Origin of the sequence: Stappia sediminis, assembly GCF_009826895.1 — a bacterium.
Lineage (GTDB): Bacteria > Pseudomonadota > Alphaproteobacteria > Rhizobiales > Stappiaceae > Hongsoonwoonella > Hongsoonwoonella sediminis.
In genome coordinates, this window is record NZ_WUMV01000009.1 from 178,183 (window position 1) to 193,973 (window position 15,791).

The 15,791-nt window shown below is 60.7% G+C and carries 9 protein-coding genes; 5 read left to right on the forward strand and 4 right to left on the reverse strand.

Going from position 1 to position 15,791, the window contains the following annotated elements; all coding sequences use genetic code 11:
- Positions 1 to 182 precede the first annotated feature (182 nt).
- Positions 183 to 3,365 (reverse strand): AsmA-like C-terminal domain-containing protein, encoded by a 3,183-nt coding sequence (locus tag GR183_RS22295; protein WP_160777307.1) that lies wholly within the window; start codon positions 3,363 to 3,365, stop codon positions 183 to 185.
- Positions 3,366 to 3,674: 309 nt separating this feature from the next.
- Between GR183_RS22295 and GR183_RS19295 the strand changes: the two genes are divergently transcribed.
- The 3 genes from GR183_RS19295 to GR183_RS19305 all read left to right on the forward strand — a co-directional run bounded on the left by GR183_RS19295 (position 3,675) and on the right by GR183_RS19305 (position 6,409).
- Positions 3,675 to 4,142, forward strand: coding sequence for a peroxiredoxin (locus GR183_RS19295; RefSeq protein WP_160777308.1), 468 nt, complete (start codon positions 3,675 to 3,677; stop codon positions 4,140 to 4,142).
- Between the two features lie 6 nt (positions 4,143 to 4,148).
- The gene (locus tag GR183_RS19300; RefSeq protein WP_202396201.1) at positions 4,149 to 5,006 is read left to right on the forward strand and encodes a ferritin-like domain-containing protein; all 858 of its coding nucleotides are present in this window, start codon (positions 4,149 to 4,151) and stop codon (positions 5,004 to 5,006) included.
- A 227-nt stretch (positions 5,007 to 5,233) separates the two neighbouring features.
- Positions 5,234 to 6,409, forward strand: a complete 1,176-nt coding sequence (locus tag GR183_RS19305; RefSeq protein ID WP_160777310.1) for a M23 family metallopeptidase — start codon at positions 5,234 to 5,236, stop codon at positions 6,407 to 6,409.
- 57 nt (positions 6,410 to 6,466) lie between these two features.
- Here GR183_RS19305 and prfB read toward each other — a convergent pair.
- The 3 genes from prfB to GR183_RS19320 all read right to left on the reverse strand — a co-directional run bounded on the left by prfB (position 6,467) and on the right by GR183_RS19320 (position 11,623).
- Positions 6,467 to 7,598 (reverse strand): peptide chain release factor 2 gene (gene prfB, locus GR183_RS19310; RefSeq protein ID WP_160777311.1). Its coding sequence is split into 2 segments (ribosomal slippage): positions 6,467 to 7,528 and positions 7,530 to 7,598, totalling 1,131 coding nucleotides; the frame shifts between segments, so codons are not numbered across the junction.
- Positions 7,599 to 7,712: 114 nt separating this feature from the next.
- Positions 7,713 to 10,172 carry a penicillin-binding protein 1A gene (locus GR183_RS19315; RefSeq protein WP_160777312.1) on the reverse strand — a complete coding sequence of 820 codons (2,460 nt, stop codon included), beginning with the start codon at positions 10,170 to 10,172 and terminating at the stop codon, positions 7,713 to 7,715.
- A gap of 209 nt (positions 10,173 to 10,381) precedes the next feature.
- On the reverse strand, positions 10,382 to 11,623 hold the full coding sequence (locus GR183_RS19320) for an N-acetylmuramoyl-L-alanine amidase (protein WP_312846858.1): 1,242 nt from the start codon (positions 11,621 to 11,623) through the stop codon (positions 10,382 to 10,384).
- Positions 11,624 to 12,408: 785 nt separating this feature from the next.
- Here GR183_RS19320 and GR183_RS19325 point away from each other — a divergent pair.
- Complete coding sequence (locus tag GR183_RS19325; RefSeq protein WP_160777313.1) at positions 12,409 to 14,865, forward strand: ribonuclease E/G; 2,457 nt, start codon at positions 12,409 to 12,411, stop codon at positions 14,863 to 14,865.
- Between the two features lie 227 nt (positions 14,866 to 15,092).
- Positions 15,093 to 15,773, forward strand: coding sequence for an SDR family NAD(P)-dependent oxidoreductase (locus GR183_RS19330; RefSeq protein ID WP_160777489.1), 681 nt, complete (start codon positions 15,093 to 15,095; stop codon positions 15,771 to 15,773).
- Positions 15,774 to 15,791 lie beyond the last annotated feature (18 nt).

Here is a 15,791-nt window from a genome sequence, read left to right on the forward strand (position 1 = left end):
TATCCCCGCTCGGACGAGCGATTTCGGCAACAGTCTTGAGAAACAGAATCCGGCGGTTCGAAAGAGTCGCCGGATTTTTAATTTACCGATTCAACCCCTTAAAGCATCGATTCCGGCAATTTTGGAATTGAGCTCGCCGCTTTCGCGGATTGATTCCGGAAATTCTTCTAACCTATTGAAATTCATCGATATTCGAATAATTTACGGAAGATTCCGGGGGCGATGGCCGAAACCGGGTTCACCGAAAGCTGCGGCTCGCTGAGCGCGCCGGTCACCCGGTATGTCACACCGATCAACCCTTCGTCGCTGCCGCCGCCGAGCGCAAAACCGAGCACAGGGATCTTCGCGAAAAGGTTGTTGAGCGCGAATGCCGGCACGAAAGTCCCTGTCAGATCAAGGGTTTTGCTGCCAAGGTTCACCGTACCGGAGAATGTGCCGCCAACGGTCGCGCCCGTCATGGTGCCATCGGTCACGGTAATCGTGTCGCCGCTGCGGCGGAAGGAAACGCTCATGCGCTGGAACGATGCCTCGCCCTGGCGCACGGCACCGAGGTTGCGGATGAGCGCGCCTTCGTCTCCTGCCGCCTCACGTATCGTACTCAACTGCTTGATGGCAGGGTCTTCAGTAATCGAAAGATCCTTGACCACAAGCGAGCCGACCCAATTGTCGTTTGCGTCCATATCAACGGAAAGGCGGCCGCGCCCGCCCCGCATTCGCTTGTAAAAATCAAGAAATCTGAGGACTTCGCCGGTGTTCGCGAGCGTGCCGCTCAGCGTTCCTCCGCCGCCGCCCGGCGAATAATCGACGTCGAAGTCGTTCTTGCCGCCGGTCTGCCCCTTCATCGAAAAATTCTTGAGGGTCTTGCCCGACCGGTCGAAGTCGATCCGCACATTTTGCGCCGACACACCGTTGAAACCGATCAGGAGGCCGATGTCGGCATTGACCGAAATGGACCCGCCTCCGCCGGCTTCATTGCGGCTCCCTTCCGTGCTGTCCGAGCGAATGGCCGCGATCAGCCCGCGCCCGTCGAACTGTTGCGCATTGAGGTCCGCGCGAAGGGAATTGCGGCCGGTCTTCGTGATTTTGAGCGATGCGGAATCGCTCGGGCGAAGCTTGAACTGGCTGAAACGCGCCTGCTTGAGGTCGCCTGACGCACCCAGATCGACGGTCCCCTGAATATCCACACCTTCCGAAGTCAGCCTGAAATCCTTGAGAACCTGCCCTGCGTCGGATTTCACCAACTCGAATTGCGCGGTTCCGGCAACGCCCGAGCTTTTCTGCCATCCCAACTCGTCGATCGCGACTTTGGCGTTTGTAAGATCTATCTCGTAAAGCTGGCCCTGGCCGCTGTTGTCGAGCGAAACGGTCATGGAACCGCTCACCAATGATCCGAGGTCGATGCCGCGTTTTTTCAGATCCGCGGCCGTAACGTCCAGCACGATACCCTGGCGGGCAAGGTTTTCGCTGTCGTCACCGGTCAAACCGCCGAGGGGCTCGAAAATGTCGATATCCGCCGCCAATCCGTCGAGCCGGCCTCTCCCCTTGACCGCGAAACTCTTGCCATCGACCGAAAACGTCAGATCGGCATTCTGGATCCGCCGCCCCTTCACCGGCCTTGCAATCGAAAAATCGTTGAGGTTCCCGGTCAGGTTCCAGTCGACATCCGCTAAATTCCGCTCCTTTTCCAGCGGGAATTCGGCCTCCAGCACCAACTTGCCGTCACCTGTGAGATCTTCCGGCGTGATGCCCTGCTTTTGGAGCGCACGGAAAGGCTTGCTGTCGACAATGGCGCCGAGCGCCTTGGCGGCCCCTTCTCCCGATATGTCCAGCCGGCCGATCTTGCCTTTCTGCTGGCGAAAGTTCGGAATGGAGAATTGCACCTGCGGGGCCGCGATCGTCTCTCCCCCACCCGGGTCGAAGTAGCCGTCGGTGCCGGCAATCGTCAGCACCTCGTCGGCGATCACGAGCGTACCCGCCACGTCCTGCAATGCCGGAACGGTGCCTATACTGGTAAGCCCAAGCCCGTTGAACTTAATTTCCGCAGTGACATCATCACCGCTCCAGCCCGGGTCCGGGCTGGAGCGATCGAACGCCCCCGGCCCCACCGATACATTCGCCCGGCCATATTCGACGTTGCCGGACAGCAGGTGATCGATCACCCAGGCACGTGCCGGCGGCGCGAAGGTTACAGGCCACAGGCGCTTCAAGGTGGCGACCGGCATCCCGTCGCTTTCCAGCGCCAGCGCCATATAAGGACCTTCGTCGGTCAACTGGAGGGACCCGGCTCCATCGATCTTGGCGGTCGCCGCGCGGATCGCCATACGGTCGAAGAAGACCGTACGCTTGCCCACATCGGCCCTTCCCTGCACAAGCGCGGTGCTGACGGGCAGCGGCATGCCTGTAACATCGCTCGGAAGGATGCGCGCGTTGCGCGATATTATCTTGTAGGACCAGGTGTCCTCCCAATCGCGCGGACTTTCCACGACACCCTGAAACGGGATCACCGTCCGCCCCTTCACATAATGAGAAGGCTGGATACGAAAGCCGTCGAGATCCGGAGCCCATGCAAGGCCGACGTTTATCCGGTCGAATGCCACGACCGAACGGCCGGTTTTTATCCAGCCACCGGCAACTTCGACGTTGAAGCGCGCGGTCTTGAAGCCGCCCTTCGGTGTCAGCCGTCCCTCGAATCGCGGCTGGAACGGCACTCCGAGCCCCTTTCCCGGCACGAGTTCCCGGTCTGGCGCCATGAACTCGCCAAGCGTTACCGGGCTTGAGGATGCGGAAACGATCCGTTCGCCACTGTCGGGGTCGATCATGCGGCGGAACTCGACCTCCCAACGGCCGAAGCGTCCTGCAATATCGGCCTCGAGAATCAGGCTCTTTTTCTCGCCTCTCGAAAGACGAGCATCGATTCCGGAGATATGGCGATCGGTTTGCGAACGAATGGTTACGTCACCATTGTCGACCTCTATGGATTCCAGACCCCGCTCGCCGAACGCATCCAGAACGGATTGCGACACCTGGTCGATCGTCTCGATCACCTGCGCCATTTTCGGAATGTCTTTCCCGGCGGGCTTCGGCCGGAAAACCAGATGCAGGCGCTCAAGCACCAGGGCGCCGATCCTGACCTGTCCGGTCAGCAAGGCGGAAAGCTCCACCGGGATCGTCACACGCGGGATGGTTACGGCAAAGTCCTGTCCGTCAAGCGGACCGATCATCATGTTCTCAAATGTGATCGAGGCTTCATTCGAGAGCGTAAGATCGATCGACGCACTGGTAACGGTTGCCGAGAGGCCTTTTTCCGCAATGCGATCTTCGACAAGACGCGCAAGCCTCGGCACATCCACGGGGCCGGCGGCCACAAAATATGCCGCCGTTCCGGCGAGAATCGCGATCAACAGAAAAAACGCAATGGCGATTCGTCTGCCCCAGCGCCTGCCGGCCGGTGCAGTTTTGGAATCTCTTCGCCGAAACAGTCCTCTAGTCAGGGCGTCCGTTTCCTTCCCGGAGCGTTTGTTCGCTTCGCTTTTTCAATGTCGACATGATAGCGCTTTACCGGCGTTCCGGCGGCCACATTCGACGCATCTTTACCGCCGCATATCGCCGCAATGCGTGTTGAAATTGTGTCACACACCCCTTTCCCTGCATCCTGTGTCGAAAGGAAGGCAAAAATGAGCGAGATCATCGAAGGCAGCATAGCACCTGATTTTGACCTGCCCACAGACGGCGGGGATAAGATCAGGCTGTCGAACCTGCGCGGAAAGCCGGTAGTCGTCTACTTCTATCCCAAGGACGATACGCCGGGCTGCACCAGGGAGGCGATCGCCTTCACCGAACTTGGCCCACAGTTCGAAGAATTGGGTGTAACCGTAGTCGGCGTTTCGCCGGACGGCGTCGCCAAGCACGACAAGTTCAAGGCAAAGCACAAGTTGACGGTGACGCTGGCTGCCGACACGCAAACCGAAACGGCCTCGGCCTACGGCGTATTGGTGGAAAAATCCATGTACGGCAAGAAGTACATGGGCGTCGAACGCTCGACATTCCTGATCGATGCAAATGGAAATGTCGCGTGCGTCTGGCGGAAGGTAAAGGTTCCCGGCCATGCGGAAGAAGTGCTGGAAGCGGTAAAGGCGCTTTGAGGCATGATGGAAAACGTCGACGCTGAATCGGAAGAATGCATTTCCGTGGAAAAGCCCGCGTCCCTGGAAGAAGGCGCACGTGCAATCGTCGCCGAAGCCGATACCGCGCGGAAGGTCGAACTGGCCTATGCGACATCGCGAGCGTGGTTCCGGCGTGAACTGTCGTTAAGGCGCGGCTCCGGACCGCTCGCCATGCCGGACCGTCCCGGCCGCCCGGACAAGCCCGTTCTCCTGCCGCCGCGAGACATGCCCCGGCGATCCGTCGGTGGCGAGGCCGGCCGAATCGCGCTTGTTCATTCCCTCGCGCATATCGAACTCAACGCGGTGGATCTGACGTGGGACCTTATAGGCCGGTTTGCGCATGCGAAGATGCCGCGATCCTATTTTGACGACTGGGTTCAGGTCGGTCTGGAGGAAGCCAAGCATTTTTCGCTTCTTGAGCGCCGGCTTGAAGACCTCGATTCGCATTATGGGGCACTTCCCGCCCATGACGGGCTCTGGCAAGCCGCACAAGCCACCGGACACGACCTTGCCGCCAGGCTTGCCATCATACCGCTCGTACTCGAAGCGCGCGGCCTCGATATCACGCCCGGCATGATCGAGAAATCCGGTGCGTTGGGCGATACGCAAACGGCATCGATTCTCGAGATCATCTACCGGGATGAAAAACGACATGTTGCGTTTGGGGCCAAGTGGTTTCGCTATATCTGCGACCGTCAGGGCCTGAAGCCCGAATCGCGTTTCCAGCAACTCGTGCGCACCCATTTCAAGGGCGGCCTCAAGCCGCCGTTCAATGACCGCGCGCGCTCGGAAGCCGGCCTCACGCCCGGTTTTTACCGTCCTCTCGTTCGCCTCGTGGGGTGAATGCCCATACGTCAAAAGGGTTTGTTAACCTTACTAATTTCTAATCAGCCTCGACATAAAGGTCATTTTCAAGAAGACGCAGCTTCGGGGCTGAGATGCGATCACGAGACACCCATCGGCAATTCGGCAAGCGGCGCGAACCACATCGCATAACCATCTCGCGGGCCGGTAACGTACGCTCCTTTACGGTGTCCCCCTGGACCATGGGGTTGATAACCGGAGCCGGGATGCTGTTTGCGATCGGCTATATCGGCGCGACCGGTTATCTGGTCCTTCGCGACGACATCCTGCGCACGTCGAGCGAAAAGCAGGCGCAGCTCCAGCTGACCTATGAAGACCGGATCGCCAACCTGAGAGCGCAGATCGATCGGCTGACCAGCCGCTCGGTTATGGACCGTGCTACGCTTGAAGAAAGGGTGGATAGTCTTGTCCTGCGCCAGCGCGAACTGGATGAACGCCACGCCCGCGTATCCGTCCTTCTCGCCAAAGCCGCGGACAACGGGATAACACTTTCGCCTACAGACAACTTGCCTCGCCGCAAACCTGAGGGAACGCTGCAGCCGGTTACCGCAAGCGCTCCGGAATCGTCGGACGGCATTGGCGGCACGAGCGAACCGATCGAACTTGATGACGCGATCGGGTTGCGCGGTTCGACTTCTCTGCCCGGCAAGGGAGCTTCCCTGATTCTCGACGATGGGCGCGATACGCTATTCAGCACAATCACGTCTTCTCTCGACAGGATGAGCGACGAGACATACTCCGCGCTCGACATCATCGCGGTCTCCGCCGACCGGGATAGCCGCAAGATCGAACGCGCTGCCTCGGACCTTGGCATCGATCTCGCTTCGTCCGCCGAAGAAGAAAAAGACGACGGTACCGGCTTGGGGGGACCGCTCGTCGATATCGAGGACGATGAATTCGTTCAACGCATTACCCGTGCGGAAACAGCACTTTCCAGGCTGGAAACGCTCAAGACCGCTGCCCAGGGCGTGCCGTTCCGCGCACCGATCGAGGGGGCGAAGGTAACGTCCTCCTTCGGCCCGCGGCTCGACCCCTTCATCCGGCGCATGGCCATGCATACCGGGATAGACTTTCGCGCCTCCAGCGGAACGACCGTGAAGGCACCGGCTTCCGGCAGGGTGACATATGCCGGGCGCAATGGCGGTTACGGACTGATGGTGGAAATCGAACACCCGAGCGGCATCGTCAGCCGTTTCGCCCACCTGCGTCGCATTCTCGTGAAAAAGGGCGATGAACTGGACGTGAACCAGGCGCTGGGGCTGGTCGGCTCCACCGGCCGGTCCACGGGCCCGCATCTGCATTATGAATTGCGATTTGGGGGTAAAGCGATAAATCCGCGCAAATATTTGAATGCGGGCTATCGCATCGCGAGCGTGATCTGAATGCCCGCTTCGAACGAATAAGGGCGGGAAACACCCCGCCCCTTTTTCGCGTTTTCGTTATTCCACGTCCTCGACCTCGACCGGCTCCCCGCCCAGAACGCGCTGGGCAAGCGCTGCTTCCATGAACGCATCGAGGGCGCCGTCAAGCACGGCCTGCGGGTTGGTCGTCTCCACACCCGTTCTCAGATCCTTGACGAGCTGATAGGGCTGGAGAACGTAGGACCGAATCTGGTGCCCCCAGCCGATCGACGTTTTCGACGCCGCTTCCGCGCTGGCGGCTTCCTCACGCTTTTGCAGCTCGAGTTCATAGAGCCGCGCTTTCAGCATCGACCATGCCTGCGCGCGGTTCTTGTGCTGTGAGCGTTCGTTCTGGCACTGAACCACGATGCCCGTCGGCTGGTGTGTAATGCGAACCGCAGAATCCGTCGTGTTGACGTGCTGGCCGCCCGCCCCGGAAGCGCGATAGGTGTCGATCCGGCAGTCGCTCTCGTTGACTTCGATCTCGATGGAATCGTCGATCACGGGATAGACCCAGACGGAAGCGAAACTCGTGTGGCGTCGCGCCTGACTGTCGTAAGGCGAAATCCGCACGAGGCGATGGACGCCGGATTCGGTCTTCAGCCAGCCGTAGGCCCATTCGCCCTTGACGAGAAGCGTGGCGGACTTGATGCCGGCCTCTTCCCCGTCATGCACTTCCAGAAGCTCCACCTTGTGGCCGTGCTGCTCCGCCCAGCGGGTATACATGCGCAAAAGCATGCTCGCCCAGTCCTGGCTTTCCGTTCCCCCGGCGCCCGCGTTGATTTCGATATAGGTATCGTTGGCGTCCGCCTCACCGGACAAAAGGGAGGCAAGCTGTCGCTTCTCGACTTCGCTCTTGAGCGATTTCAGCGTGGTTTCGGCTTCCGTGACAACGTCCTGATCGCCTTCGGCCTCGCCAAGCTCGATCAGCTCCAGATTATCGGTCAGATCGCTTTCCAGCCGGCGTACGCCGCCGATATTGTCATCCAGGTGCTGGCGTTCGCGCATCAGCTTTTGTGCGCGCGAGGGATCGTTCCAAAGCTCCGGATCCTCTGAAAGCGCGTTCAGTTCATCAAGCCGGGATATAGCGGTATCCCAGTCAAAGATGCCTCCTCAGCAGGCTTATGGCCTGCTTGATTTCGTCGACCACGGCCTCGGTTTCGGCGCGCATCGTATCCTCTTTTTCTTGCAGGTGAATTTTAAGCCGAGCCTGACGGCTCCGCGGGGCGCGACCATAGCCGCACCCCCTGACACTGTAAATATATGAGAAATCCTCACCCGGCGATCAATAGAGACCGCCGGTTCCCGTCAACACCGCGCGCCCTGCATCCGGCGAAACATCGCGCGGGATACCGATCTCGTCCTGAAAGCCGATAATCGAATATTCATCAGGCGGTGCGGTGCCCGGCTTGAAGGATTCAAGGATCGTGCCGGGCGCTCCGGCCGAGGCGCGAAGGCCCGTACGACGGTTGATCGGAATGAGTTGCAGGCCTTCGGGCACCCGGAACTCCACCGGCGGTTCATCGGCAAGGGCCTGCTTCATGAACTCGGTGAAAATCGGCGCGGCGACCTGCCCGCCCGTCGCCCCGCGGCCCATAGGCTTCGGCGTGTCGTAACCGACGAAAACGCCGACGGCCAGGTTGGGCGTGAAGCCGACGAACCATGCATCCTTTTCGTCGTTCGTCGTACCGGTCTTGCCGGCAACGGGCCGGCCGACGGCCTGCACCTTGGTCGCCGTGCCGCGCTGGACCACACCTTCCATCATCGAGGTGATCTGATAGGCCGTCATCGGGTCGAGAACCTGCTCGCGATTGTCTTCCAGTTCAGGCTCCGGCTGGCCGTCCCAGGTCTCGGCGACGCAGGCATCGCAAATGCGCTGGTCGTGCTTGAAGATCGTCTTGCCGTAGCGGTCCTGGATACGGTCGATAAGCGTCGGGTCAAGCTTGCGCCCGCCATTGGCGATCGTCGCATAGGCGGTTGTCAGGCGCAGGACGGTCGTCTCGCCCGCACCAAGCGACATGGAAAGGACCGGTAGCATGTTGTCGTATATGCCGAAACGCTTGGCATATTCGGCGACAAGCGGCATGCCCATGTCCTGCGCAAGGCGCACGGTCATGACGTTTCGCGAAAGTTCGATACCAGTGCGCAGCGTCGAGGGGCCGTAGAATTTGCCGCCGTAGTTCTGCGGGCGCCACGTCGCCAGACCCGGTCCCTGACTGATCTCCAGCGGTGCGTCGAGAACCACGCTCGACGGGGTATAACCGTTATCGAGCGCTGCGGCATATATGAACGGCTTGAACGAGGAACCCGGCTGCCGATAGGCTTGCGTCGCGCGGTTGAACTCGCTTTCGGCGAAGCTGAAGCCGCCGGACATCGCCAGCACACGGCCCGTATAGGGATCGAGCGCGACAAGCGCCCCGGAAACCTTCGGCACCTGCATCAGTTCATAGTAGGACGCTGCCGGGCCTTCCTGCTTTGCGACATAGACCACGTCTCCGGGCGCAAGAACATCGGCGGGCGAACTGGGGCTGCGGCCCTTCACCCTTGCCCATTTCATCGCGTCGAAAGGAATGACGCCGCGCTTGCGTTCGGTGGAGAGCGCGCCCGACACCAGCCTTTCCGGCTGCAGGCCGATTTCCGCCTCGCCGCCCTCAACCGACAGCACGACAGCCAGTGTCCACTCCGGTACGTCGCCAAGGCCCTCGACTTCGGCAAGCGGCGCGCCCCAATCGCCGGATCCGAGTTCGATCTTCTCGACCGGCCCGCGCCATCCGCCGCGGCGGCGGTCGAACTCGATCAGGCCGTCCATCAGCGACTTGCGCGCAAGTTCCTGCATTTCCGGATCGAGCGTGGAACGGACGGACAAACCACCTTCGTAAAGCCGGTCCTCGCCATACATATCGGCCAGCGTGCGCCGCACTTCCTCGGAGAAATATTCCGATGCGAAGAGATGCGAGCCACGCGTGCGCGGGGTGACTTCAAGCGGCGTTGCCTTGGCCTTTTCGCCAGTTTCCACATCGACGTAGCCGTTTTCGACCATTCGGTCGATCACCCAGTTGCGGCGCGCGATTGCCGCATCGGTGTGCTTGAACGGATGATAGTTGTTGGGCGCCTTGGGAAGGGCTGCGAGATATGCCGCCTCGGCGACGGTAAGCTCATGCACGGACTTGTCGAAATAGACGAGCGCGGCCGCCGCCACGCCATAGGCGCCAAGGCCAAGGTAGATCTCGTTCAGGTACAGTTCGAGGATCTCGGGCTTCGTGAACGTCTGCTCGATACGCAGCGCCAGCACCGCTTCCTTGATCTTGCGTTCGATGGAAAGCTCATTCGTGAGGAGGAAGTTCTTCGCCACCTGCTGCGTGATCGTGGAAGCACCCTGCGGCCGCCGGCCGGAGCCGTAGTTCTGCACGAACGCCAGGACGGCACGCGCAATACCCTCCGGGTCGATACCCAGATGATCGTAGAAATTCTTGTCCTCAGCAGAGATGTAGGCCTGCTTGAGAACATCGGGCACAGCCTGTATCGGCAGGAACAGCCTGCGCTCGCGCGCATACTCCGCCATCAGCTGCCCGTCGGCGGCGTGCACGCGCGTCATGACCGGCGGTTCGTAGTTCTTCAGCGCCGTGTAGTCGGGCAGGTCCTTGCCCATCTCCGACAGGTACATCCACACCCCTGCCGCGACAATCAGGAACATGACCGTTCCGATGCCGAAAAGGTAGCCGAAGAACTTGACAAAAAACTTCATATTGTCGGCTCGTTTTCCGATCCTGCGTTGTGCCTGTCTGCCATATGCCGCCAGCCGGCTCAATCGGGACTTTCATTCATCGGCCGGCGCTCAGTGTGTTCCGGCCCCGCACAACGCGTTTTCTCTCAACCTCTCATTCCGCAACCAATATGGCGATGCTGAGGCGGTGCAAACGGTTTTCTCCGTCGATGTCACGGCAAACGTCAAACTTATCGGGCCGTTTCCGCCGAACTTACCGCCCCGTTCCTGACGAGGCGCGGACGAAAAAACCGGTCGACGGCGGCGACGAGCGATGTCGACATGCGCTCTCTCCACTCATCGCTCGTCAGCAGTTTTTCATCAAGCCGATTCGAAAGATATCCAAGTTCGACGAGCGCGGAGGGCATATCATGCGCTTCAAGAACCCGGAAGCCCGCCGATCTGTGCGGATTCTTGATCACGCGCGCCGCAGATTTGAGTTCGTCCACAAGCGTGCGCGCGAAGAAGATCGAAAACTTCTTCGTCTCGCGCCGGGCAAGGTCGATCAGAATATCGGCAACTTCGCTCTGCTCATCCTCCAGATGCACACCGGCGATGATATCCGAACGGTTTTCGCGTTCTGCCAATTCGGCTGCAACGGCGTCGGATGCCTTTTCGGACAACGTATAGACGGATGCGCCGCGAACTTCGTTCTTGCCGACCCGCACCGAATCCGCATGCACCGAGATAAAAAGGTCGGCCTCCAGAGACCGGGCGATCTCCACACGGTTCTTGAGCGGAATGAAAACGTCGCTGTCGCGGGTCATCTCCACATCGTAGCGGCCGGTTTCCTCCAGTTTCCGTTTCAGCAGGCTCGAAAAGTCGAGCGCGACCTGCTTTTCAAGCGTCCCGCCCCTGCCCGTCGCCCCGGTGTCGATGCCGCCGTGCCCCGGATCGATGACGATGAGGGGGCGCGAAGAGGCCTGCTTGGCGGTCAACTTGTCACCCTTGGTGACCGTGTGCGCCGACGCCTCGGGCCGCGAGACACCTTCGAGGAACGCTTCACGCGTCGTCTTCACGAGGTCCAGCACGAGCCTGGCGGGCTGGTCGTCCACCGGAGGGAGAATAAAGGATTTGTCGACCGTGACCGGCTCGACCGCATCGAGAACGATGCGCGACTTGCCGCGCGCGAATCGGCCATAGCGCCACGCCGAAACGAGGCCGCGGCCATCCTTGCCGGCATCTTCGCCGAAATCGAACCTCGTCTCCGGCAGGTCGATGATCACCCGATAGGGATCGGCAAGCGTGGAGATCGCGAAATCCACCGGCTCGACAAGGTCCATGACAAAGCGCGTGCGCACCGCATCGCCCGCAAGGCGCGCAGCTTCGGCAACGGGTTTTGCCGAGGAATCGGCTTCTTCCGCCCTGGACGCGCCCGTGAAGATCGCAAGCGCCAGAAAAATCGCTGTTTTTATCTGAATGCTTCGGATCACCGGGGCTCCTGTCGACTTGCTGCGGTGATGCGGCGGCGCACCACCTGCGTATTGCATAATGGATGGCAAGTTAACCTTCCATTGACAATACGGGCAGCCCCATGCCGGGCCGGTCTGCGCTGGGGTGTGGGCGACGGGCAACAATGGCTGTCACGATCCGGCGCGATATTGTTTCCCCTACGTCGTTTAACATTGCTTGCGTTCCGCCGTTCCCGCCCGTAAAAGGAAAAGAACGGGTTTCGGATTCAGATTATGTCTGAACCGGGTATCTCGAAGGTTTGGAGCCCGCGCCGGGTTCCGCGTCGCGACCGAATACCGTTGATCCCGATGGATCCGGGCAACGCGGCAAGGCAGACTGTGCCGTCCATGACCGACAAACCTCGGTCGGGGGCGTCATGTTCCGGCGCGTACTGGCCGAGCCCTCGTTGAGAGGTGTAGTCCGAACGCGCATCACGCGCGTGGCGTAAAGTCCATTTCTTCAGAGCAGCTCGAATCCGGGGCGCGTTCGACGACAGGTTTACCTGCCGGCAAATTCCGACGTTCGCCAGAATGGCGAACCCACGTGGTATCAATTTGAGCAGGCGTTGCCATGAGCAACAGCGCGAGACCGAAAACTCAAGGAGCGACAAGACGCGACACTCCCGTCGCGGCGCTCCGCGGTGCCTACGCGCGCAACGTCCTGCTCCCTTCCCGCAGCAAGAACAACCAGGCGACCGGACCTATCGGGCCGCACGGAGCCGCATATGCGCTCCGGCCCCGGGGACCGGCCGTGGAGATCCTAGTCAATGGCGAACAAAATGCTCATAGACGCCGCCCACCCGGAAGAGACCCGGGTGGTCGTGGTGCGCGGCAATCGTGTCGAAGAATTCGATTTTGAGGCAGCAAATCGAAAGCAGCTACGCGGCAATATCTATCTGGCCCGGGTAACCCGGGTCGAACCGTCGCTTCAGGCCGCCTTCGTCGAATACGGCGGAAACAGGCACGGCTTCCTCGCCTTCAGCGAAATCCATCCCGATTACTACCAGATCCCCGTCGCCGACCGGCAGGCGCTTCTGGAGGCGGAAGACGCTGAGGAGCGCGGCGCGGAGGAAAACGGCGAAGAGGCGAACGACAAGCCGAAACGCGCGAAGGCTTCCGACGCGAACGGGGGCGACGCGAATGGGGCGGACGACGAAGGGGATGAAGACGAAGTCGAATCCGTCGGCGCCGAAGACGCGATGGAGGAAGTGCCCCAGCGCACGCCCAAGATCCGCAAGCAATACAAGATCCAGGAAGTGATCAAGCGCCGGCAGGTGCTTCTCGTCCAGGTCGTGAAAGAGGAGCGCGGCAACAAGGGCGCTGCGCTCACCACGTATCTTTCGCTTGCCGGACGCTATTCCGTGCTCATGCCGAACACCGGCCGGGGCGGCGGAATCTCGCGCAAGATCACCAATCCGACCGACCGAAAGCGCCTCAAGAAGATCGCCTCGGAACTGGATGTGCCGGAAGGTATGGGCGTGATCCTGCGTACGGCCGGGGCGTCCCGCACCAAGGCGGAAATCAAGCGCGATTTCGAATATCTTCTGCGCCTTTGGGAAAACGTGCGCGACCTCACGCTTCAGTCTTCCGCGCCTTGTCTCGTCTATGAGGAAGGCTCGCTCATCAAGCGCTCGATCCGGGACCTCTACAACAAGGACATCGACCAGGTGCTGGTGGCCGGCGATGAAGGGTATCGCGAGGCCAAGGACTTCATGCGCATGCTCATGCCGAGCCACGCACGCAACGTCCAGCCCTATCGCGAGCCAACGCCCGTCTTCACCCGGTTCGGCGTAGAGGCCCAGCTCGATGCGATGTTCTCGCCGCAGGTGACGCTGAAGTCCGGCGGCTATATCGTCATCAACCAGACCGAGGCTCTCGTTTCCATCGACGTGAACTCCGGCAAATCCACGCGCGAGCACAATATCGAGGATACCGCCCTTCAGACGAACCTGGAGGCGGCGGAAGAGATCGCCCGCCAGCTTCGCCTGCGCGACCTCGCCGGCCTGATCGTGATCGACTTCATCGACATGGAGGAGAACAAGAACAACCGGTCGGTCGAGCGGCGCATGAAGGAATGCCTGAAGAACGACCGGGCGCGTATCCAGGTCGGCCGGATTTCGCATTTCGGCCTGCTGGAAATGTCGCGCCAGCGCCTGCGCACGGGCGTTCTGGAAAGTTCCACCACCGTGTGCCCGCATTGCCATGGTTCGGGCATGATCCGCTCGGTGGAATCGGTCGCGCTTCACGTCCTTCGTTCGCTGGAAGATCAGCTCCTCAAGGGTGTTACGCACAATATCATCGTTCGCACGCCGGCCGAGGTTGCGCTCTATATCCTGAACCAGAAGCGCAGCCACCTCATCGATCTGGAAACGCGCTTCGTACTCGGCATCTCGGTGCTGGCCGATACGATGGTGAACGGCCAGCACTATGTCCTCGAGCGTGGCGAATTGCTTGACCGCGATGCCGCCGCGGCACCGGTCATCGTCCAGCCGGATACGATTGTGCCGGTCGCCGAAACCATTGAGGAAACGATAGCCGCCGACGAAAACGGTGAAGACGAGGAAGGCGGACGCGGCAAGCGCCGCCGTCGGCGCCGCCGGCGCAAATCCGGTCAGGGAGACGGCGAGGCGGCAAGTGCAGAAGCCGACGCAAATGTCTCCAACGACAACGAGGAGCCGGACGACGAGGCGGAGAGCGCTGCTTCGGATGCCGACGACGAGCAACAGGAAGACGACCGCAAGCGCAAGCGCCGCAGGGGCCGCCGAGGGGGGCGGCGGGGCCGCAAGGGTGATCGCGAGGGCGATACCGCAAATCAGGAGGCAGCCTCCGAGGAAGCGGAAACGGACGAAACTGCGCCGTCGGATGATACGGAAATTCCCGAGCAGGTATCGACGGACGCAAACCCCGAGCCGGACAAGGCGGACGATTCTGTGCCTGCCGAGGTAAATGCGGAAGCCCCGGCAGAACCCGTTGAAGCAGCGGAGGCGACGGTTTCCGTCGAAGAAGCCGAACCCGCAAAGCCGGAAGGAGCGGCAGTAGCATCGGTGGACTTGGCCGAGCCGGCCGCTCGGGAGGCTTCCTCGGCACCGCTGGAAAGCCAAACGGCTGCTTCGCAGGAGCCCGTTGTGGTGTCCGAAAAACCCGATGGATCGACCGTCGAGGTCGAGAAGGAAGAAAAAAAGCCGAAACGTTCCGGCTGGTGGCAGCGCCGCGGCTTCTTTTGATCCGACGTTCAGCGCAATCCAAATGTTTGAAGCCCCGCCGTCAGTTACGGCGGGGTTTTTCATTTTTGAATTTCATTGCACGCCAAAAATCCACAGGTTTCCATCGCCATTCGCCTGCGTATGGACTATCTCGAATGTGATTGGCACCAGCCTTGCCGCCACGAAACATTCGACCGATCTTCTCCGCGAGCTAATTCGCCAAACAACGCCTCGAAACGGGAATGAAGATGAAAGCCAACCCGAACAGATCCGTCGTCATTTTGGGGGCGGGAGAAGGCATAAGCGGCGCTTTCGCCCGCCGCGCCAGCGAGGCTGGGGCGAAAGTCCTTCTCGCCGCCCGCAATATCGAAAAACTCAAAAATCTTGCAGCCGAGACCGGCGCCCATACGTTTCAGGCCGATGCCGCCGACGCGAACGCTATCGAGAAGCTTTTCGAATACGCCGATGAAGCGCTGGGTTCGGTAGATATCCTTCTCTACAACCCGAGCGCTCGCGTGCGGGGGCCGCTGACGGGGCTTGACCGCGATGGCGTGCTGAACGCGATCCGGGTCAGTGCCTGGGGCGGCTTCGTCGCCAGCCAGGAAGCGGCAAGACGCATGGAAGCTCAGGGGCACGGCACGATCCTGCTGACGGGCGCGACTGCCAGCGTCAAGGGCGTTCCCCAATCGGCGGCTTTCGCCATGGGCAAATTCGCGCTTCGCGGACTTGCGCAATCGATGGCGCGGGAGCTCGCGCCGAAGAACATCCACGTCGCCCATTTCGTCATCGACGGCCAGGTCGGCATCACCGACGACGACAGCCGCCTGCATCCGGATGCCATTGCCGAAACTTACTGGAACGTGGCGACGCAGCCCCGAAGTGCCTGGACATGGGAACTGGAATTGCGCCCGTTCACCGAGAAATTCTGAACGCAAAGGGCAACGAAC